Source organism: Streptococcus mitis, from assembly GCF_946190155.1.
In the GTDB taxonomy this organism is placed as follows: Bacteria; Bacillota; Bacilli; order Lactobacillales; family Streptococcaceae; genus Streptococcus; species Streptococcus mitis_CL.
Window position 1 is genome coordinate 163,211 of the sequence record NZ_CAMHZL010000004.1, and the last position, 18,337, is coordinate 181,547.

Here is an 18,337-nt window from a genome sequence, read left to right on the forward strand (position 1 = left end):
TATACCAGATTTGGAGAAAATATGTTAGAAATAAAAAACCTGACAGGTGGCTATGTTCATGTTCCTGTTTTGAAAGATGTGTCCTTTACTGTTGAAAGTGGGCAGCTGGTCGGTTTGATTGGTCTCAATGGTGCTGGTAAATCGACGACTATTAATGAGATTATCGGTCTGTTGACACCTTATAGTGGTTCTATCAATATCAATGGCTTGACCCTGCAAGAAGATGCAACGAGCTACCGCAAGCAGATTGGCTACATTCCTGAGACACCTAGTCTGTATGAGGAATTGACCCTTAGAGAGCATATCGAAACGGTTGCTATGGCGTATGGTATTGAGCAAAAAGTGGCTTTTGATCGAGTAGAGCCTTTGTTAAAAATGTTCCGACTGGACCAGAAATTGGACTGGTTCCCTGTTCATTTTTCAAAAGGGATGAAGCAGAAGGTCATGATTATCTGTGCTTTTGTGGTGGATCCAAGTCTTTTCATCGTGGATGAGCCTTTCCTTGGTCTTGATCCGCTGGCTATTGCGGACTTGATTCAGCTTTTGGAAGTGGAAAAGCAAAAGGGTAAGTCTATTCTCATGAGTACCCACGTGCTGGATTCAGCAGAGAAGATGTGTGATGCCTTTGTTATTCTCCACAAGGGTGAGGTGCGTGCCAAGGGAAATCTCCTGCAACTGCGCGAAGCCTTTGACATGCCTGAGGCTAGTTTGAATGATATCTACTTGGCTCTGACCAAAGAGGAGGAGCTATGAAAGACTTGTTTTTAAAGAGAAAGCAGGCTTTTCGTAAGGAGTGTCTTGGTTATTTGCGCTACGTTCTCAATGACCACTTTGTCTTGTTCCTGCTTGTCTTGCTAGGCTTTTTAGCCTACCAGTACAGTCAACTCTTGCAACATTTTCCTGAAAATCATTGGCCTATCCTTTTGTTTGTAGGAATTACCTCTGTTTTACTTTTGCTTTGGGGAGGAATTGCCACCTATATGGAGGCTCCAGACAAGCTCTTTCTCTTGGTCGGAGAAGAGGAAATCAAGCTCCATCTCAAGTGTCAAACTGGCATGTCCCTAGTCTTTTGGCTCTTTGTTCAGACCCTTTTCTTGCTTTTGCTTGCGCCTTTATTTTTAGCAATGGGCTATGGCTTGCCTTTTTTTCTGGTCTATGTACTTTTATTGGGAGTAGGTAAATATTTCCTCTTTCGTCAAAAGGCCAGCAAATTTTTTACTGAAAATAGACTGGACTGGGACTATGTTATTTCCCAAGAAAGCAAGCGTAAGCAAGTTTTGCTTCGTTTCTTTGCCCTCTTTACGCAGGTCAAGGGAATTTCAAACAGCGTCAAGCGTCGTGGCTATCTAGACTTTATCCTAAAGGCTGTTCAGAAGGTGCCTGGGAAGATTTGGCAAAATCTCTATCTGCGTTCTTATCTGCGAAATGGAGGCCTCTTTGCCCTCAGTCTCCGTCTGCTCTTGCTTTCCATACTGGCGCAGGTCTTTATCGAGCAAGCTTGGATTGCGACAGCAGTGGTGGTTCTCTTTAACTACCTCTTACTCTTCCAGTTGCTGGCCCTCTATCATGCCTTTGACTACCAGTATTTGACCCAACTTTTTCCACTAGATAAGGGGCAAAAGGAAAAAGGCTTGCAGGCGGTAGTCCGAGGGTTGACCAGTTTGGTCTTAGCAGTGGAATTAGTTGTTGGATTGATTACCTTCCAAGAAAAAATAGCCCTTCTAGCCTTACTGGGAGCTGGTTTGGTTTTACTAGTCTTGTATTTGCCTTATCAGGTAAAACGTCAGATACAGGACTAACATTGCTTATATGATATTAAAAAAGAAGTTGAGTTCAGTTTATCTCAACTTCTTTTATTTTCTACAAGATAATGGTTGGCCCATAGAGGTTCAACTTGGTCTTGACTTGGTCAAAGTGAAAGCGGTCATAGGCCCGCCAAGCGGCGCGAGTAGGAGCGTCTGGATCGAGGGCGCTGAGTCCCATGAGAAGACTGGAAGTCTGGTAAAATTTTTCCAGTTCAATCAAGACTCGATTATCCACTGTCTCAGTCTTGGCTAGGAAACCAAGAATAGAGTTTAGTTGATCCTGAAAGCGGACGTCGTCAGCGGTTGCCTGCTTGCATGATTGGTAGGCTTTATTTAAGTCAGTAATCAAAGCCTGAGCTCTTTTGATAGGGTCTGTATCTGTCATGAGAATTCCTCCTTTAATCTGGGTGCTAGTCTTGTTTCTAGCAACTGTGTTTTGATACTGTCAGTTTATCACTTTTATCTCCTTTTTCACCATCAAATCTCTAATTGTTCTTGAAATTTCCTGAATGGTACTGTTAAGATTTTATGATAAAATAGTGGTAAGATTATCATGCTTATTTGAGGAACAAGACACCTTTCAGGAGCGTTAAAGGCCTGTTTAGGATTTGGTGGGCTTGTATCATAGTATTTTTGCTATTCTCTTTTTAGGAAGAAATCGAAACAAGGAGAGTAAGAAGATGAGAATATTTGTTTTAGAAGATGATTTTTCCCAGCAGACTAGAATTGAAACGACCATTGAGAAACTCTTGAAGGAACACCATATCATTCCCGGCTCTTTTGAGGTCTTTGGCAAGCCAGACCAACTGCTGGCAGAGGTGCATGAGAAGGGAGCGCATCAGCTATTCTTTTTGGATATTGAGATTCGAAATGAGGAGATGAAAGGCTTAGAAGTGGCTAGAAAGATTCGGGATCGGGATCCGTATGCCTTAATCGTCTTTGTGACGACTCACTCGGAGTTTATGCCCCTGTCCTTTCGTTACCAAGTGTCTGCTTTGGACTACATTGATAAGGCCCTTTCGGCAGAGGAGTTTGAATCTCGGATCGAGACAGCCCTTCTCTATGCCAATAGTCAAGACAGTAAAAGTCTGGCGGAAGATTGCTTTTACTTTAAATCAAAATTTGCCCAATTCCAGTATCCTTTTAAAGAGGTCTACTATCTCGAAACGTCGCCCAGAGCCCATCGTGTTATTCTCTATACCAAGACAGACAGGCTGGAATTTACAGCGAGTTTAGAGGAGGTTTTCAAGCAGGAACCCCGTCTCTTGCAATGTCACCGCTCTTTTCTCATCAATCCTGCCAATGTAGTTCGTTTGGATAAGAAAGAAAAACTGCTTTACTTTCCCAATGGTGGAAGCTGTCTGATCGCGCGTTATAAGGTCAGGGAAGTGTCTGAGGCTATCAATAACTTGCATTGAGCTAGGAGAGTTTATGAATATTACTTGGATATTATTGTATACACTTGTTACTCATGGACTAGAAATTGTCATTTTCTTTAAGGTGGATGGAATTAGTCTCACTTTTGAGAGGATTTTTAAAGCCTTTCTTTTTAAGATACTGTTGGCCTTTGTTTTTTTAATGATTGGCTATATGGTAGGAGATAGTTTCCTATTTTATTTTATGGAACCCTTGTACGGTATAGGTTTGTCTCTCTTACTGTTAAGAGGGCTTCCTAAAAAACTCCTCTTCTTTTATGGTCTCTTTCCAATGATATTGGTGAATCTCTTTTATAGAGGGGTCTTCTATTTTGTGCTTCCATTTTTGGGACAAGAAATTGTAGATAAAGATAGCAATCCTGTCTTTCTATTGATGACGATATTCGTTTGCTTCATAGTTTTAGTCTTTTTGAAATGGTTGGACTATGATTTCACTAACTTGAGAAAGGAGATTCTAGATAAAGCTTTTCAAAAGTCCCTGACTAAGATTAACTGGATAATGGGGGCTTACTATCTAGTGATGCAAAGTCTGTCTTTCTTTGAATATGAACAAGGTATTCAATCAACGACTGTTCGCCATCTCATCCTAGTGTTTTACTTGCTCTTTTTTATGGGGGTTATCAAGAAATTGGATACCTATTTGAAGGACAAACTCCATGAGAGATTGGACCAAGAGCAGGCCTTGCGCTACAGAGATATGGAACGCTATAGTCGGCATATAGAGGAACTTTACAAGGAAGTCCGGAGCTTTCGCCATGACTACACTAACCTCTTAACCAGCTTACGTCTGGGCATTGAAGAGGAGGACATGGAGCAGATAAAAGAGGTCTACGACTCCGTCTTAAAGGATTCCAGTCAAAAATTGCAGGACAATAAATATGACCTTGGACGATTGGTAAATGTTCGGGACCGTGCCCTCAAAAGTCTCCTCGCGGGAAAATTTCTAAAAGCCAGAGATAAGGACATTGTCTTTAATGTCGAAGTTCCAGAGGAGATTCAGGTAGAGGGGATGAGCCTGCTTGATTTTCTGACTATTGTGTCTATCCTTTGTGACAATGCTATTGAAGCCAGTTCAGAGGCCAGTCAACCTCATGTTTCAATTGCTTTTTTAAAAAATGGAGTACAGGAGACCTTTATCATTGAAAACTCCATCAAAGAAGAGAGCATCGATATTTCTGAAATCTTCTCCTTTGGAGCAAGTTCAAAAGGGGAGGAGAGAGGAGTTGGTCTCTATACCGTCATGAAAATTGTGGAAAGTCATCCCAATACAAGTCTCAATACCACCTGTCAAAATCAAGTCTTTCGTCAGGTTTTAACGGTTCACTTGCTGCCGGTTGGTCATTAGAAAATTTGTGAAAAAATTGGTAGAAGTTAACAGACAAAGTTTGTCTTTATCGAGCCTGACTTTTACCAGAGTATCTGAGGTATCATAAATGAATAAGAAATCCTTTTTTATCATCTGTTCTACGTTGATTATAGCATCAAATCTTCTCATGATTTCCGTGGTGAACAAGGGAGAAGAAACAGGGAGCAACCTGTTTGTGATTGCTATAGCCTGTGTTTTATTACCAGCTTTTTTATATGCGGTTGAAAACCGACTGACTTCATTGGTAAGAGTAGAATCAATACTCCTGATTCAGTTGACAGTTATTTCCCTACTCCGTCTTATCAACAGAATAGGGAGTACGCCTGAAATCCTCAACATTATCATTACCCTTATCGCTTTGGCAAGTGGGACAGCTGCTATCCTTGTTGCGATTATGAGAATATATGAGAACATACGGAAGTGAGGGTGAGTAGTTTTCTATTTTGTATTTTCACATTGTCAAGTTCCCCCAGGGCAAGTATGTTTTTCATGCTTGCTTTTTTAAATTTTTTAACAATTCAAGATGTTTTGATGACCATTTGTGATTTGGATAGAAAATTTTAAAATATAGTAGTATACTAACATTGTTAAGATTGCAATAGGACGAAAATAAAAAGAGGTATTCCTCGTGAATGCAAAAACAATGTTACAATTGGCTATTATGGTTGCTTAAAGGCTTGAACTTGTAAGTAGGGGAGCTGTACTTGGAGGTAATTATGGATTTCAAAAGTTTTCTTATTGGTTTTGTTGTTAGTATGTTTGTTTCTTTTATTACTTCTTTAATTAGGGAAAAATTTTTAAAATCTCCAAAGAAGAATAAAGATAAATGTAATTAGATAAAAAGATTTTTTATCGCTAGTTTAATCTACAGGGGAGTTTCTTTAATATTGTTTCGCCTGTCAAAATGATATGTGATAGCAGGATAAAAAATCTACAAATTAAGTTGGTATCAATATGGTGTAAAGGGTAAGTATGTTTTTCATGCTTGCTTTTTTAAATTTTTTACAATTTAAGATGTTTTGATGACCATTTATGATTTGAGTAATCCAAGGTCAAAATGAGTGCTATACTAGCAGTGTAAAGGTTCTAGCTCAACAAACATTTAGGAGAAAATCTCATGAAGAAAAAAATACTTGTCATTTTCATCTTGTATCTAATCATGTCCATCTTTCTATATCCGCTTAGGGAAAGTGCTTGGTATCATCTATTTTATACCATAGCCTATGTGATTGCAGTTATGATCTATTTTGCTTTAATGAAAAAGAAAGGAGAAAAGAAATGAAAACTTTTCTTGCTAAAAAACGGAACATCTTTCTTGCAAGATTGTTCCTAGGTTAGTTGCCCTTACTTGTCTCCACTTATCTATTTCTATCTCGTCAGTTTTTAAATTTTTCCTTAGTTTTCCAATTTCTTTTAGTGGTTATTAACTTAGCTTCTATTTTGGTTACTGTTTACCTCACTAGGGAGATGAGGATAAGAGAGTTTGAAGATGATGATTTGGTTAGTCCTAGAACCAATCAACTCATGTATATTGGCTTGACAGGCTTTATGTCTATTATCTGTTTGTATAGAGGGATCACAGCAGGAGAATCCTATCAACAACTAATCGCTTATATTGGTGCTATTCTATGCTTGCTTATCATGCTTTTGCTCATTTGGGGTTTGAAGTATTATAAAAAGTAGGAAAGAGCTTTCTTATTAATCTGGGACTGGTCTATAGTCTGACAAGAGGAGGTTATCATGTATAAACACTTATTTTTCCTAGATTCCAAAACCTTAGACCGGTTGACACCTTATATTCTGGTCTTGGCTTCTGACACCATTGCTTTTAATGTTTTTGTGCTAACCTTTGTATCTGTGGTGGTCTTTAATTCCCTAAATTCCATGCTGGCTTTAATGGTTATCTTCTTAGGGTGGGGTTATGTGATCGGATTTTGGTTACTAAAATGGTTTGTTTTGGAAAGGCTAGAACTAAAGAATGACGTGTAGGAAGTCTGTTTGGTGAGGAGGATAATTTTATGAAGTTTTTTGATAAATTTCATGCCTTTTGTTTTGGATTTTTAGTACTACTAATCGTCATTACAGTTCCTTATACGATTAACCATGGGGACTTTTTTCAAAATGAATCTGAATTGATTATTGTAAGTCTTCTTGTAACATCGCTGAGTGTTACTTATGCTAGAAAGTTTGAAATGGTTTCTTTTGGGATGTTAAGCAAGAAACAACTTTTGCTTTTCATTGCAATCTTTTTTCTAAGCGTTCTTGAGACGCTAGTTTATATTCATTTCTTCGCTGTTTCTTCTGGCGCAGGAGTTCAACACTTGGCGGAAGTCAGCAGAGGAATTTCCCTGTCTTTGATTTTGACTTCCTCAGTTTTTGGACCCATCCAGGAGGAACTCATTTTCAGAGGACTTCTTCAAGGTGCGGTTTTTGACAATTCTTGGTTAGGGATTGTACTGACTTCCTCTCTCTTTTCTTTTATGCATGGACCTTCTAATGTCCCTTCGTTTATTTTTTATCTACTTGGGGGCTTGTTACTGGGCTTTGCTTATAAAAAGAGCCAAAACCTATGGGTTTCTACTCTAGTTCACATGTTTTACAATGCTTGGCCACTCTTATATTATTTATAAAAATCATGAAAAGGTAAGCAGAAGACGGTGCTTACCTTTTTCAAGTTATAATGATAGCCTGAGCCGATTGAGATGCTTTTCTTTGAGAATCGGGCGTGGAGCGGTTGACGAATAGGCCAAAAACTAGTAGAATAGTAAGGAAACTTTATACGGAGGAAAGAAATGGATTTGGGTGATAATGAGCTAACACTGACTCCCATACCTGGGAAAAGTGGCAAGGCTTATATGGGTAGCTATCCTGATGGGAAGCGCATCTTTGTAAAAATGAACACCTCTCCAATCCTACCTGGTCTAGCTAGAGAACAAATTGCTCCACAATTATTATGGAGTCGCCGTTTGGCAGATGGGCGTGATATGTGTGCTCAAGAATGGTTGACAGGCAAGATATTGACCCCCTATGATATGAATCGTAAACAAATCGTCAATATTTTAACCCGTCTTCATCGCTCACGTCCGTTGATGACACAGTTGAGTCGTTTGGGATATGCCATGGAAACACCTGTAGATTTACTGCAGTCTTGGCAAGAAACGGCTCCAGATGCTTTGCGTAAAAATCATTTTATCAGTGAAGTGATGGCTGATTTACGTCAGACTATTCCAGGATTTAGAGAGGACCATGCGACCATTGTCCATGGAGATGTACGACATAGTAATTGGATTGAGACAGATAGTGGCTTGATTTATTTGGTGGATTGGGATTCGGTTCGCTTGACCGACCGCATGTTTGATGTGGCCCATATGCTCTGCCATTATATTCCAGAACATCAGTGGAAGGAATGGTTGACCTACTACGGTTACAAGTACAATCAAACGGTATTAAATAAATTGTATTGGTACGGTCAATTGTCTTATTTGAGCCAGATTTCCAAGTATTATATGAACCAAGATTTAGAAAATGTCAATCGGGAGATTCATGGCTTGCGCCACTTCCGAGACAAGTATGGAAAGAGAAGATGAGAGTTAGAAATCGTAAAGGGGCGACAGAATTACTAGAGGCAAATCCCCAGTATGTGGTCCTCAATCCCTTGGAAGCCAAGGGAAAATGGCGGGACTTGTTTGGTAATGATAATCCCATTCATGTGGAAGTTGGAAGTGGAAAGGGTGCCTTTGTTTCGGGTATGGCCAAGCAAAACCCTGACATCAACTATATCGGGATTGATATTCAAAAGTCTGTTTTGAGCTACGCTTTGGACAAGGTGCTTGAAGTTGGAGTGCCTAATATCAAGCTCTTGTGGGTAGATGGTTCTGACTTGACTGACTACTTTGAAGACGGTGAGATTGATCGTTTGTATCTGAACTTTTCAGATCCTTGGCCTAAAAAACGCCATGAAAAGCGTCGTTTGACCTACAAGACCTTCTTGGATACCTTCAAACGTATCTTGCCTGAAAATGGAGAAATTCATTTCAAGACGGATAATCGTGGCTTGTTTGAGTACAGTTTAGTGAGCTTTTCTCAGTATGGCATGAAGCTCAATGGTGTCTGGCTTGATTTACATGCCAGTGATTTTGAAGGCAATGTCATGACAGAATACGAGCAAAAATTCTCCAACAAGGGGCAAGTTATCTACCGTGTTGAGGCAGAATTTTAAGAAATAGCCTGAAATCAGGCTGTATAAGTGCTTTTGCTTTACATAAGCTGGCAAACGTGCTATACTAAGAGTAAGAATATGAAAAGAGAGGCGGGGAAATATCTTCGCCTCTTGCTTATGAGGAGGTGGACGCAATCGCAACAATCGTAGAATTAGTCAGAGAAGTTGTAGAACCTGTCATCCAAGCACCTTTCGAACTCGTGGATATCGAGTATGGAAAGATTGGCAGTGACATGATTCTCAGTATTTTTGTAGATAAACCTGAAGGAATTACCTTGAACGACACAGCAGACTTGACAGAAATTATCAGTCCTGTCCTAGACACCATCAAGCCAGATCCCTTCCCAGAACAATATTTCCTAGAAATCACCAGTCCAGGCTTGGAACGTCCTTTGAAAACCAAGGATGCCGTAGCTGGAGCGGTTGGGAAATACATCCATGTCGGGCTCTACCAAGCCATCGATAAGCAAAAAGTCTTTGAAGGAACCCTGTTGGCCTTTGAAGAGGACGAGTTGACCATGGAATATATGGACAAGACGCGTAAGAAAACCGTCCAAATTCCATACAGTTTAGTATCAAAAGCACGTTTAGCAGTTAAATTATAGAAAAAGAAAGGATAGCTTTTGAGGATTCAAAAGTGAAGAAAACATGAGTAAAGAAATGCTAGAGGCCTTCCGCATTTTGGAAGAAGACAAGGGAATCAAAAAAGAAGACATCATCGACGCAGTAGTAGAGTCGCTTCGTTCCGCTTATCGCAGACGCTATGGTCAATCAGACAGCGTAGCTATTGACTTCAACGAAAAAACAGGTGATTTTACCGTTTATACTGTCCGTGAAGTGGTTGATGAAGTATTTGATAGCCGTTTGGAAATCAGCTTGAAAGATGCTCTTGCCATTAATTCAGCCTATGAGCTTGGTGACAAAATCAAGTTTGAAGAAGCACCTGCTGAGTTTGGTCGTGTAGCAGCTCAATCTGCCAAACAAACCATCATGGAAAAAATGCGCAAGCAAACACGTGCCATCACTTACAATACTTACAAAGAACATGAGCAAGAAATCATGTCTGGTACTGTAGAACGCTTTGACAACCGCTTTATCTATGTCAACCTCGGCAGCATCGAAGCCCAATTGTCAAAACAAGACCAAATTCCTGGTGAAGTTTTTGCTTCTCATGATCGTATCGAAGTCTATGTCTACAAGGTAGAAGACAACCCTCGCGGTGTCAACGTCTTTGTTAGCCGTAGCCATCCAGAAATGATCAAACGTTTGATGGAGCAAGAAATTCCAGAAGTTTATGATGGAACTGTTGAAATCATGAGCGTGGCTCGTGAAGCTGGTGACCGTACGAAGGTTGCCGTTCGCAGTCATAATCCAAACGTGGATGCTATCGGTACAATCGTTGGACGTGGTGGTGCTAATATCAAGAAGATTACCAGCAAATTCCACCCAGCTCGTTATGATGCCAAGAGTGACCGTATGGTGCCAATCGAAGAAAACATCGACGTTATCGAGTGGGTAGCAGATCCAGCTGAATTTATATACAATGCCATCGCTCCTGCTGAGGTTGACCAAGTTATCTTTGATGAAAACGACAGCAAACGTGCCTTGGTGGTTGTTCCTGATAACAAACTTTCTCTTGCTATTGGTCGTCGTGGGCAAAACGTTCGCTTGGCAGCCCACTTGACTGGTTACCGTATCGATATCAAGTCTGCTAGCGAATTTGAAGCTATGGAAGAAGCTGGTTCGGTAGATTTGGAAGCAGAAAACGATACTGTAGAAGAATAAAAGCTGCTAGAGGAGGGAAAGATGAAAACGAGAAAAATCCCTTTGCGCAAGTCTGTTGTGTCCAATGAAGTGATTGATAAGCGTGATTTGCTCCGCATTGTCAAGAACAAGGAAGGACAAGTCTTTATCGATCCGACAGGAAAGGCCAATGGCCGCGGCGCTTATATCAAGCTAGACAATGCAGAGGCCCTAGAGGCGAAAAAGAAGAAGGTCTTTAACCGCAGCTTTAATATGGAAGTTGAAGAAAGCTTTTATGACGAGTTGATCGCTTATGTGGATCACAAAGTGAAAAGAAGAGAGTTAGGACTTGAATAAGCAAAAGATAAGCAATCTCTTGGGACTCGCTCAGCGAGCAGGCCGAATCATATCGGGTGAAGAATTGGTCGTCAAGGCCATTCAAGACGGCAAGGCCAAGTTGGTCTTTCTAGCCCATGATGCTGGCCCCAATCTGACCAAGAAGATTCAAGATAAAAGTCATTATTATCAAGTAGAAATTGTAACCGTGTTTTCAACACTGGAATTAAGCATAGCAGTCGGGAAATCGAGAAAGGTTTTGGCTGTGACAGATGCTGGATTTACAAAGAAAATGAGGTCTCTTATGGAATAGAAGAGGAGGACATGATTTGTCTAAGAAAAGATTGTACGAAATCGCAAAAGAACTTGGAAAAGAAAGTAAAGAAGTTGTAGCGCGTGCAAAAGAGTTGGGCTTGGATGTGAAAAGCCACTCATCAAGTGTGGAAGAAGCTGTCGCTGCAAAAATCGCTGCAAGCTTTAAGCCTGCTGCTCCGAAAGCAGAAGCAAAACCTGCAGCACCAAAAGCAAGTGCAGAAAAGAAAGCCGAAAAATCTGAGCCAGCTAAACCAGCTGTAGCAAAGGAAGAGGTAAAACCTGCTGAGCCAGTCGCTCCTAAAACAGAAAAAGTAGCAGCTAAACCGCAAAGCCGTAATTTCAAGGCTGAGCGTGAAGCCCGTGCCAAAGAGCAGGCAGAGCGACGTAAGCAAAATAAGGGCAATAACCGTGACCAACAACAAAACGGCAACCGTCAGAAAAACGACGGCCGTAATGGTGGAAAACAAGGTCAAGGCAACCGCGACAATCGCCGTTTTAATGATCAAGCTAAGAAACAGCAAGGTCAGCAAAATCGTGGGAATGAGCGCCGTCAACAAGAGGACAAGCGTCCAAATCAAGCGGCTCCACGCATTGACTTTAAAGCTCGTGCAGCAGCATTGAAAGCAGAGCAAAACGCAGAGTACGCTCGTTCAAGCGAGGAACGTTTCAAGCAGACTCAGGCTGCCAAAGAAGCCTTGGCTCAAGCTAACAAACGCAAGGAGCCAGAGGAAATCTTTGAAGAAGCTGCTAAGTTAGCTGAACAAGCGCAACAAGTTCAAGCAGTGGTTGAAACAGCTCCTGTGAAAAAAGAAGTTGCAGTGGATACACGTCGTAAGAAGCAAGCCCGACCAGACAAAGAGCGCGATGATTACGATCGCGAAGAAGATGGTCCTAGAAAACAACAAAAGAATCGAAGTAGTCAAAATCAAGTGAGAAATCAAAGAAATAGTAACTGGAATAACAACAAAAAGAACAAAAAAGGCAATAACAAGAACAACCGTAATCAGACTCCAAAACCTGTTACAGAACGTAAATTCCATGAATTGCCAACAGAATTTGAGTATACAGATGGTATGACCGTTGCGGAAATCGCAAAACGTATCAAACGTGAACCAGCTGAAATCGTTAAGAAACTTTTCATGATGGGTGTCATGGCCACACAAAACCAATCTTTGGATGGGGAAACAATTGAACTCCTCATGGTGGATTATGGTATCGAAGCCAAACAAAAAGTTGAAGTTGATAATGCCGATATCGAACGTTTCTTTGTCGAAGATGGTTATCTCAATGAAGATGAATTGGTTGAGCGTCCACCAGTTGTAACTATCATGGGACACGTTGACCACGGTAAAACAACCCTCCTAGATACCCTTCGTAACTCTCGTGTTGCGACAGGTGAAGCGGGTGGTATCACTCAGCATATCGGTGCCTACCAAATCGTGGAAAATGGCAAGAAGATTACCTTCCTTGATACACCAGGACACGCGGCCTTTACATCTATGCGTGCGCGTGGTGCATCTGTTACCGATATTACTATCTTGGTCGTAGCGGCAGATGACGGGGTTATGCCTCAGACTATCGAAGCCATTAACCACTCAAAAGCGGCCAACGTTCCAATCATCGTAGCCATCAACAAGATTGATAAACCAGGTGCCAACCCAGAACGCGTTATCGGTGAATTGGCAGAGCATGGAGTTATGTCAACTGCTTGGGGTGGAGATTCTGAATTTGTTGAAATCTCAGCTAAATTTAACCAAAACATCGAAGAATTGTTGGAAACAGTCCTTCTTGTAGCTGAAATCCAAGAACTCAAGGCAGACCCAACAGTGCGTGCGATAGGTACCGTTATCGAAGCTCGCTTGGATAAAGGAAAAGGTGCGGTCGCAACCCTTCTTGTTCAACAAGGAACCTTGAATGTTCAAGACCCAATCGTTGTCGGAAATACCTTCGGTCGTGTCCGTGCTATGACTAATGACCTTGGTCGTCGTGTTAAGGTAGCAGGCCCATCAACACCAGTCTCTATCACAGGTTTGAACGAAGCGCCAATGGCAGGTGACCACTTTGCCGTTTACGAAGATGAAAAATCTGCGCGTGCAGCAGGTGAAGAGCGTGCCAAACGTGCCCTCATGAAACAACGTCAAGCTACCCAACGTGTCAGCCTTGAAAACCTCTTTGATACGCTTAAAGCTGGTGAACTTAAATCAGTTAACGTGATCATCAAGGCCGACGTACAAGGTTCTGTTGAAGCTCTTTCTGCTTCACTTCAAAAAATTGATGTGGAAGGTGTCAAAGTTACCATCGTTCACTCGGCAGTCGGTGCCATCAACGAATCTGACGTGACCCTTGCCGAAGCTTCAAATGCTTTCATCGTTGGTTTCAACGTACGCCCTACACCACAAGCTCGTCAACAAGCAGAAGCTGACGATGTTGAAATCCGTCTTCACAGCATTATCTACAAGGTTATCGAAGAGATGGAAGAAGCCATGAAAGGGATGCTTGATCCAGAATTCGAAGAAAAAGTTATCGGTGAAGCAGTTATTCGTGAAACCTTCAAGGTGTCTAAAGTGGGAACTATCGGTGGATTCATGGTTATCAACGGTAAGGTTACCCGTGACTCTAAAGTCCGTGTTATCCGTGACGGTGTTGTTATCTATGATGGCGAACTTGCTAGCTTGAAACACTACAAAGACGACGTCAAAGAAGTTACAAACGGCCGTGAAGGTGGATTGATGATCGATGGCTACAATGATATCAAGATGGATGATGTGATTGAGGCTTATGTCATGGAAGAAATCAAGAGATAATAGAGAAACGATAGCCGATTTGACTCGTCGTCAACAGCGCCTTGATGAGCCCTCAGTTCTATCTAAGGCTTGTTTCCTAGATTCAAACGGCTCTAGTTCCTCTATCTAATAAAAATAGCTAGGTCTGCTGGCCTAGCTTTTGGTTCAAAGTAGAGAAAGGAATATCATGGCAAATCATTTCCGTACGGATCGTGTGGGCATGGAAATCAAGCGTGAAGTCAATGAGATTTTGCAAAAGAAAGTCCGTGATCCGCGTGTCCAAGGTGTGACCATCACAGATGTTCAGATGCTGGGAGACTTGTCTGTTGCCAAGGTTTACTACACCATTTTGAGTAATCTTGCTTCAGATAATCAAAAAGCCCAAATCGGGCTTGAAAAAGCAACTGGTACTATCAAACGTGAACTTGGTCGCAATTTGAAATTGTACAAAATCCCAGATTTGACTTTCGTCAAAGACGAATCCATCGAATATGGAAACAAGATTGACGAAATGCTACGCAATCTGGATAAGAACTAAAAAGGAGGGGTAACCCTCTTTTTTGGTGGAGGAAAATATGTGGCATTTGAAATGGAAAAATATTCTTTTAACTAGAATTCTGTATTTTTTAATGTTATCTAATTAGAAAATGCTTTTTTTTTTTAGCAAATATGATATGATGATTTCATAAATAAAAGGAGATTCTATCAATGAATAATGTAAAAAAGTTTGTCGTTTAGCTTTGCTATGTCTTTCTGTCTCTACTCTAGTTGCTTGTAGTTCTCTTTCTGAAAAAACAAGTAGCTCTTCTAGTGAGAATCAAACAGAAGCTTCATCTAGTAGTTCTGAGAAGAAAGGGTTGTTTGCTAAAGCAAAAGAAAAACTCAGTTCAAGCGATTTTAATCCACAAGATGTTAGCGATACGACAATTGAGTCTATAAAAACTTATGAAGACTACTTGATTATGAATGAGAAAATAATCGATAATTATTATACAGAAGCAGATGAAGCCTTTAAAGGGACTGTTTTAGAAGATAGTGCTACTATCCAAGAACTGAAAGATAGCACCAAAAAAGAAATGGAAGATTTGAAAAAACAATATGGTCCACTAAAGAAAGCACCGATTCAAGGGAAAGAAGAAGTGATTAAGACTCTAAAAGATTATCGTGATAATCTACATGAACAAGTGGAGCAGTGGAAAGCTAGTCTTTAATAGGAAGAGTGGAGTTCAATATGGATTATCAATTATTGCCACATGAATACATGGTTATGAATAGTGACCATGTGAGTTTTGGGAAAAATGGTTTGTCTACAGATGAATTAATTTTAACAAATCTACACTTAATATATATCAAAAAAGGTTTGTGGGGAGGGAAAAAAGACCAAGTTACCATTCCCATTAACCAGATTAAAATTTTTGAAGGGAAACCTCAAGTTTCAGTAACCAAAACCAATGGTGTGAAACGGCTGGAAATTTATTATAATGGCGGACAAGCTATCTTTGCATTTAATAATACTAAGGATACTGACAAGTGGGCTAGGAACATTATTAAATTGATTTCAGGTGATACAAGTAATTTTGAAACCTTGGGAGATAGTAGCTTGTTTGGAGCAGATGTTTTGGCAGAAACATTTAAGGATACATTTGACACTTTTAAAGCAGGGCTTGGGATTAAGGATGCAGAGCCAGAAAAGATTTCAACCAAGTGTAGCTTTTGTGGAGCACCTTTGTCAGGTCAAGTGAAGCAAACAGTAAGATGTGCCTATTGTGATATGGAGCAGAGTTTATAAGGGGGCAATTAAATGGGGTTGATAAAAGCAATTACAGATTCTATTGGTGGGACATTTGCAGATCAGTGGAAAGAAATTATCACAGTTCATGCTTTTGATGAACATACAGCTGTAAGTCCAGGTATTGTTCAAGAAAGTAATAATGGTAGGGGTGTCAATACGAAGGGATCTGTAGGTGTTATTTCCAACGGATCCAAGATTTTTATTCCAGAAAATACTGCAGCCTTTATCTTTAGTCAGTCTGGTATCGAGGAAATTATTACAGAACCAGGTGGATATGAATACCAAAATGGCGAAAGCAGTGTTTTTAATGGTGATGGATTGAAAAAGTCACTGTTTGATAATGTTGTTAATCGTGTTGGATTCGGTGGTCAAAGTGATCAGCAAAAACAGATTTGTTTTGTTAATTTGAGAGAAATTCGTGATATTAAATTTGGGACTCGCGGTCCAGTCATGTATAATGATTTGTTTTATGGGACAGATTTAGAAGTACGTGCTTTTGGAACATTTTCTATCCAAATTACAGATGCTAAGCAATTTATCAGAAACTTTCTTCCTGCCAATGTGACTTATTATACCTTTGATAGCGCTCAAGCTAGATCACAAATAGTGACAGAATTTCTTCAATCTTTTATTGTTGCACTTAATTCTTTGTCAACAACTTATCGTATTTCACAATTACCCTCACAAGCTGCAGTTCTTGCGGAACAAGTATCAAATGATGGACAGTATGCAGGGACTTGGAAAGAACGTTTTGGATTTGAGATTGTAAAAGTTGCCATTGCTAATATTGAGTTCTCACCAGAATCTAAGGAACTGGTTAAACAATTTTCATCAAATAAGATGAATTTAAAAGCTTATGATGATGTATCGCAGAAATCTTCTAATATTGCAGCACAACAAAAAATTGCATCAGGAGTGGAGCAACATGGTCTAGGTGATAGTGCTGGAATGATATTTGGAATGAATATGGCTCAAAGTTTAGATGAAAAAGCCATGAAACCAAGTCTATCATTAGATGAGCAAATCGAAGCACTTACAAAACTAAAATCTCTTTTAGATGCAGGTATATTATCTCAGGAAGAATTTGATCGAAAGAAAAAAGAAATTATGGATTTATAATGATAGGAACTAAGCATCGTTATGAATAAAAAAGTGATATCTCCCAGATTTGATCTTCGTCAAAGATGAATCCATCGAGTATGGAAACAAGATTGACGAGATGCTACGCAATTTTGATAAGAACTAAAGAAGAGGGACAACCCTCTTTTTTAGTTGTCAGAGTAAGATAATTGGTATTTGACGATGTATTTATCTTATAAAAATCGGTTTAAAAATTTGTAAATCTCAAATAGTATGATATGATAAAACTTGATATGAATGAAAAATGGAGATACATATGGCTAAAAAAGATATAGCAATGCAAGTGCTACAACAAGTGGTGAAATTGCCTGTAGTCAAAGTTGACCGTGAGAAATTTTTAGTTGAAAAGTTTTCCAAAGAATTAGGGCACAAGAACCTTAATAAGTTAATAGAACAAGGTCCGGCTACTATGTTACCTAAAGCAACCTTGGACCGAGTAGCTAAGGCTTGTATTAATGAAAATGTATTACTCGCGAGTGGGGCTTCTATTTTGGCAGGTTTACCTGGTGGGATTGCCATGGCTATTACTATTCCCACTGATGTTGCTCAATTTTACGGTTTTTCTCTGAAATTAGCTCAAGAAATAGGTTATATATACGGCTTTGATGATCTTTGGTCCTCACGAGAGGAATTGAGTGAAGAAGCCCAAAAAACACTTTTTCTGTATCTTGGTGTGATGTTAGGGGTTGATGGTGCAGGTGCTCTACTTCGCTTTAGTGGTGTTATAGTAACTAAAAAAATGATAAATGTAGTGAACAAAAAAGCATTTACAAAGACGATTTGGTATCCTGTTTTGGAAAAAGTCTTGAAAGTTTTCGGTGTTAACTTGACAAAAGGAGGATTGACAAAAGGATTGGGAATCGTAGTTCCAATTCTAGGTGGTTTGATTTCTGGAGGATTAACCTTTGCAACTATGAAAACAATGGGTGAAAGGCTACAAAAAGAGTTGTCCAAACTAGTAAACTATAGTGAAGTTCAATATCAAGAAGATGTTGAAACAATCCGAAAAGAGGTTGAAATAATCGAGGGTGAGTGAGATGAACCCTATCAAAGCTTTTGCTAAAATCTATGGTAATTACTTTTTGACCATGCAAGGTGTAAAAGTAATGAAAACGATAAAGAAAGATGATAATGCCGTTGTCTGTCTGGGGAAACTTTTTATTGCAGACAAGTTAATGGATACGGCTCGGTGGCTCATTAAGCCAGAGGAGAGAGAATGAAATTTTTTTTGGGTCTTCTTGCTATTCTTTTTATTAAACCGATTATTGGGATTGTGAAATTCTTTTGGATGATCATCTCTTTTGCAGTCCAATTGCTGTTTTACAAGCTATTATTTAAAATATTAGATTGGCTCTTTAAACTTATCTAGATGGTAATCCAAGTCGCAGAGAACTAGCAGGAA

Annotated in this window: 24 protein-coding genes and 1 pseudogene; 24 read left to right on the top strand and 1 reads right to left on the bottom strand. The window is 39.9% G+C overall.

Going from position 1 to position 18,337, the window contains the following annotated elements; translation table 11 throughout:
* Positions 1 to 21: 21 nt before the first annotated feature.
* Together N8O80_RS05155 and N8O80_RS05160 are read left to right on the top strand one after the other, a co-directional pair.
* Positions 22 to 753, top strand: a complete 732-nt coding sequence (locus N8O80_RS05155; RefSeq protein WP_000889954.1) for an ABC transporter ATP-binding protein — start codon at positions 22 to 24, stop codon at positions 751 to 753.
* Entirely contained in the window at positions 750 to 1,799 is a 1,050-nt protein-coding gene (locus N8O80_RS05160; RefSeq protein WP_261027104.1) for an ABC transporter permease, read from the top strand. The genes N8O80_RS05155 and N8O80_RS05160 overlap by 4 nt, the downstream gene beginning before the upstream one ends.
* 61 nt (positions 1,800 to 1,860) lie before the next feature.
* Here N8O80_RS05160 and N8O80_RS05165 read toward each other — a convergent pair whose 3' ends face one another.
* Positions 1,861 to 2,190: a helicase BlpT gene (locus N8O80_RS05165; RefSeq protein ID WP_261027106.1), complete on the bottom strand. Its 330-nt coding sequence runs from the start codon at positions 2,188 to 2,190 to the stop codon at positions 1,861 to 1,863.
* A 295-nt stretch (positions 2,191 to 2,485) separates the two neighbouring features.
* Between N8O80_RS05165 and N8O80_RS05170 the strand changes: the two genes are divergently transcribed.
* The 22 genes and pseudogenes from N8O80_RS05170 to N8O80_RS05275 all read left to right on the top strand — a co-directional run bounded on the left by N8O80_RS05170 (position 2,486) and on the right by N8O80_RS05275 (position 18,155).
* The gene (locus N8O80_RS05170) at positions 2,486 to 3,223 is read left to right on the top strand and encodes a response regulator transcription factor (protein WP_261027107.1); all 738 of its coding nucleotides are present in this window, start codon (positions 2,486 to 2,488) and stop codon (positions 3,221 to 3,223) included.
* Positions 3,224 to 3,236: 13 nt separating this feature from the next.
* Positions 3,237 to 4,586: a sensor histidine kinase gene (locus N8O80_RS05175; RefSeq protein WP_261027109.1), complete on the top strand. Its 1,350-nt coding sequence runs from the start codon at positions 3,237 to 3,239 to the stop codon at positions 4,584 to 4,586.
* An 88-nt stretch (positions 4,587 to 4,674) separates the two neighbouring features.
* A complete protein-coding gene (locus N8O80_RS05180; protein WP_042750192.1) occupies positions 4,675 to 5,031 on the top strand; it encodes a hypothetical protein in 357 nt (118 codons plus the stop codon).
* Between the two features lie 292 nt (positions 5,032 to 5,323).
* A complete protein-coding gene (locus N8O80_RS05185; protein ID WP_261027111.1) occupies positions 5,324 to 5,443 on the top strand; it encodes a PncF family bacteriocin immunity protein in 120 nt (39 codons plus the stop codon).
* Positions 5,444 to 5,724: 281 nt separating this feature from the next.
* Positions 5,725 to 5,889: a hypothetical protein gene (locus tag N8O80_RS05190; protein ID WP_261027112.1), complete on the top strand. Its 165-nt coding sequence runs from the start codon at positions 5,725 to 5,727 to the stop codon at positions 5,887 to 5,889.
* 56 nt (positions 5,890 to 5,945) lie between these two features.
* On the top strand, positions 5,946 to 6,290 hold the full coding sequence (locus tag N8O80_RS05195; RefSeq protein ID WP_261027113.1) for an immunity protein: 345 nt from the start codon (positions 5,946 to 5,948) through the stop codon (positions 6,288 to 6,290).
* A gap of 57 nt (positions 6,291 to 6,347) precedes the next feature.
* Complete coding sequence (blpZ, locus tag N8O80_RS05200; RefSeq protein ID WP_261027114.1) at positions 6,348 to 6,596, top strand: immunity protein BlpZ; 249 nt, start codon at positions 6,348 to 6,350, stop codon at positions 6,594 to 6,596.
* A gap of 29 nt (positions 6,597 to 6,625) precedes the next feature.
* Positions 6,626 to 7,237: a CPBP family intramembrane glutamic endopeptidase gene (locus N8O80_RS05205; RefSeq protein WP_084949965.1), complete on the top strand. Its 612-nt coding sequence runs from the start codon at positions 6,626 to 6,628 to the stop codon at positions 7,235 to 7,237.
* 162 nt (positions 7,238 to 7,399) lie between these two features.
* A complete protein-coding gene (ccrZ, locus tag N8O80_RS05210) occupies positions 7,400 to 8,194 on the top strand; it encodes a cell cycle regulator CcrZ (protein WP_000362999.1) in 795 nt (264 codons plus the stop codon).
* Complete coding sequence (gene trmB, locus N8O80_RS05215; protein WP_001266094.1) at positions 8,191 to 8,826, top strand: tRNA (guanosine(46)-N7)-methyltransferase TrmB; 636 nt, start codon at positions 8,191 to 8,193, stop codon at positions 8,824 to 8,826. The genes ccrZ and trmB overlap by 4 nt, the downstream gene beginning before the upstream one ends.
* Before the next feature lie 125 nt (positions 8,827 to 8,951).
* A complete protein-coding gene (gene rimP, locus N8O80_RS05220; RefSeq protein ID WP_000338691.1) occupies positions 8,952 to 9,431 on the top strand; it encodes a ribosome maturation factor RimP in 480 nt (159 codons plus the stop codon).
* 43 nt (positions 9,432 to 9,474) lie between these two features.
* Positions 9,475 to 10,611 carry a transcription termination factor NusA gene (gene nusA / locus N8O80_RS05225; RefSeq protein ID WP_000032285.1) on the top strand — a complete coding sequence of 379 codons (1,137 nt, stop codon included), beginning with the start codon at positions 9,475 to 9,477 and terminating at the stop codon, positions 10,609 to 10,611.
* Between the two features lie 21 nt (positions 10,612 to 10,632).
* A complete protein-coding gene (gene rnpM, locus N8O80_RS05230) occupies positions 10,633 to 10,926 on the top strand; it encodes an RNase P modulator RnpM (RefSeq protein WP_000857560.1) in 294 nt (97 codons plus the stop codon).
* A complete protein-coding gene (locus N8O80_RS05235; protein WP_001041390.1) occupies positions 10,919 to 11,218 on the top strand; it encodes a YlxQ-related RNA-binding protein in 300 nt (99 codons plus the stop codon). Before rnpM ends, N8O80_RS05235 begins: the two co-directional genes overlap by 8 nt.
* Before the next feature lie 16 nt (positions 11,219 to 11,234).
* Positions 11,235 to 14,024, top strand: a complete 2,790-nt coding sequence (infB, locus tag N8O80_RS05240) for a translation initiation factor IF-2 (protein ID WP_261027115.1) — start codon at positions 11,235 to 11,237, stop codon at positions 14,022 to 14,024.
* A gap of 166 nt (positions 14,025 to 14,190) precedes the next feature.
* The gene (rbfA, locus tag N8O80_RS05245) at positions 14,191 to 14,541 is read left to right on the top strand and encodes a 30S ribosome-binding factor RbfA (RefSeq protein ID WP_001273601.1); all 351 of its coding nucleotides are present in this window, start codon (positions 14,191 to 14,193) and stop codon (positions 14,539 to 14,541) included.
* A gap of 319 nt (positions 14,542 to 14,860) precedes the next feature.
* On the top strand, positions 14,861 to 15,214 hold the full coding sequence (locus tag N8O80_RS05250) for a hypothetical protein (protein ID WP_261027116.1): 354 nt from the start codon (positions 14,861 to 14,863) through the stop codon (positions 15,212 to 15,214).
* Between the two features lie 20 nt (positions 15,215 to 15,234).
* Positions 15,235 to 15,792 carry a C1 domain-containing protein gene (locus N8O80_RS05255; protein ID WP_000386258.1) on the top strand — a complete coding sequence of 186 codons (558 nt, stop codon included), beginning with the start codon at positions 15,235 to 15,237 and terminating at the stop codon, positions 15,790 to 15,792.
* 12 nt (positions 15,793 to 15,804) lie between these two features.
* Positions 15,805 to 16,914 carry an SPFH domain-containing protein gene (locus N8O80_RS05260; RefSeq protein WP_064276263.1) on the top strand — a complete coding sequence of 370 codons (1,110 nt, stop codon included), beginning with the start codon at positions 15,805 to 15,807 and terminating at the stop codon, positions 16,912 to 16,914.
* A 40-nt stretch (positions 16,915 to 16,954) separates the two neighbouring features.
* A pseudogene (locus tag N8O80_RS05265) lies at positions 16,955 to 17,041 on the top strand (30S ribosome-binding factor RbfA); the annotation flags it as partial.
* 150 nt (positions 17,042 to 17,191) lie between these two features.
* Positions 17,192 to 17,971 carry an EcsC family protein gene (locus N8O80_RS05270; RefSeq protein WP_261027118.1) on the top strand — a complete coding sequence of 260 codons (780 nt, stop codon included), beginning with the start codon at positions 17,192 to 17,194 and terminating at the stop codon, positions 17,969 to 17,971.
* Between the two features lies 1 nt (position 17,972).
* Entirely contained in the window at positions 17,973 to 18,155 is a 183-nt protein-coding gene (locus N8O80_RS05275) for a hypothetical protein (RefSeq protein WP_261027120.1), read from the top strand.
* Positions 18,156 to 18,337 lie beyond the last annotated feature (182 nt).

What these genes read in the sequence shown, in the direction of transcription:
- N8O80_RS05155 (WP_000889954.1), top strand. Translation starts at nt 22, where the DNA reads ATGTTAGAAATAAAAAACCTGACAGGTGGCTATGTTCATGTTCCTGTT.
- trmB (WP_001266094.1), top strand. Translation starts at nt 8,191, where the DNA reads ATGAGAGTTAGAAATCGTAAAGGGGCGACAGAATTACTAGAGGCAAAT.
- N8O80_RS05190 (WP_261027112.1), top strand. Translation starts at nt 5,725, where the DNA reads ATGAAGAAAAAAATACTTGTCATTTTCATCTTGTATCTAATCATGTCC.
- N8O80_RS05270 (WP_261027118.1), top strand. Translation starts at nt 17,192, where the DNA reads ATGGCTAAAAAAGATATAGCAATGCAAGTGCTACAACAAGTGGTGAAA.
- N8O80_RS05260 (WP_064276263.1), top strand. Translation starts at nt 15,805, where the DNA reads ATGGGGTTGATAAAAGCAATTACAGATTCTATTGGTGGGACATTTGCA.
- N8O80_RS05180 (WP_042750192.1), top strand. Translation starts at nt 4,675, where the DNA reads ATGAATAAGAAATCCTTTTTTATCATCTGTTCTACGTTGATTATAGCA.
- rbfA (WP_001273601.1), top strand. Translation starts at nt 14,191, where the DNA reads ATGGCAAATCATTTCCGTACGGATCGTGTGGGCATGGAAATCAAGCGT.
- blpZ (WP_261027114.1), top strand. Translation starts at nt 6,348, where the DNA reads ATGTATAAACACTTATTTTTCCTAGATTCCAAAACCTTAGACCGGTTG.
- rnpM (WP_000857560.1), top strand. Translation starts at nt 10,633, where the DNA reads ATGAAAACGAGAAAAATCCCTTTGCGCAAGTCTGTTGTGTCCAATGAA.
- N8O80_RS05275 (WP_261027120.1), top strand. Translation starts at nt 17,973, where the DNA reads ATGAACCCTATCAAAGCTTTTGCTAAAATCTATGGTAATTACTTTTTG.
- N8O80_RS05170 (WP_261027107.1), top strand. Translation starts at nt 2,486, where the DNA reads ATGAGAATATTTGTTTTAGAAGATGATTTTTCCCAGCAGACTAGAATT.
- N8O80_RS05185 (WP_261027111.1), top strand. Translation starts at nt 5,324, where the DNA reads ATGGATTTCAAAAGTTTTCTTATTGGTTTTGTTGTTAGTATGTTTGTT.
- ccrZ (WP_000362999.1), top strand. Translation starts at nt 7,400, where the DNA reads ATGGATTTGGGTGATAATGAGCTAACACTGACTCCCATACCTGGGAAA.
- nusA (WP_000032285.1), top strand. Translation starts at nt 9,475, where the DNA reads ATGAGTAAAGAAATGCTAGAGGCCTTCCGCATTTTGGAAGAAGACAAG.
- N8O80_RS05165 (WP_261027106.1), bottom strand. Translation starts at nt 2,190, where the DNA reads ATGACAGATACAGACCCTATCAAAAGAGCTCAGGCTTTGATTACTGAC.
- N8O80_RS05160 (WP_261027104.1), top strand. Translation starts at nt 750, where the DNA reads ATGAAAGACTTGTTTTTAAAGAGAAAGCAGGCTTTTCGTAAGGAGTGT.
- N8O80_RS05255 (WP_000386258.1), top strand. Translation starts at nt 15,235, where the DNA reads ATGGATTATCAATTATTGCCACATGAATACATGGTTATGAATAGTGAC.
- N8O80_RS05205 (WP_084949965.1), top strand. Translation starts at nt 6,626, where the DNA reads ATGAAGTTTTTTGATAAATTTCATGCCTTTTGTTTTGGATTTTTAGTA.
- N8O80_RS05175 (WP_261027109.1), top strand. Translation starts at nt 3,237, where the DNA reads ATGAATATTACTTGGATATTATTGTATACACTTGTTACTCATGGACTA.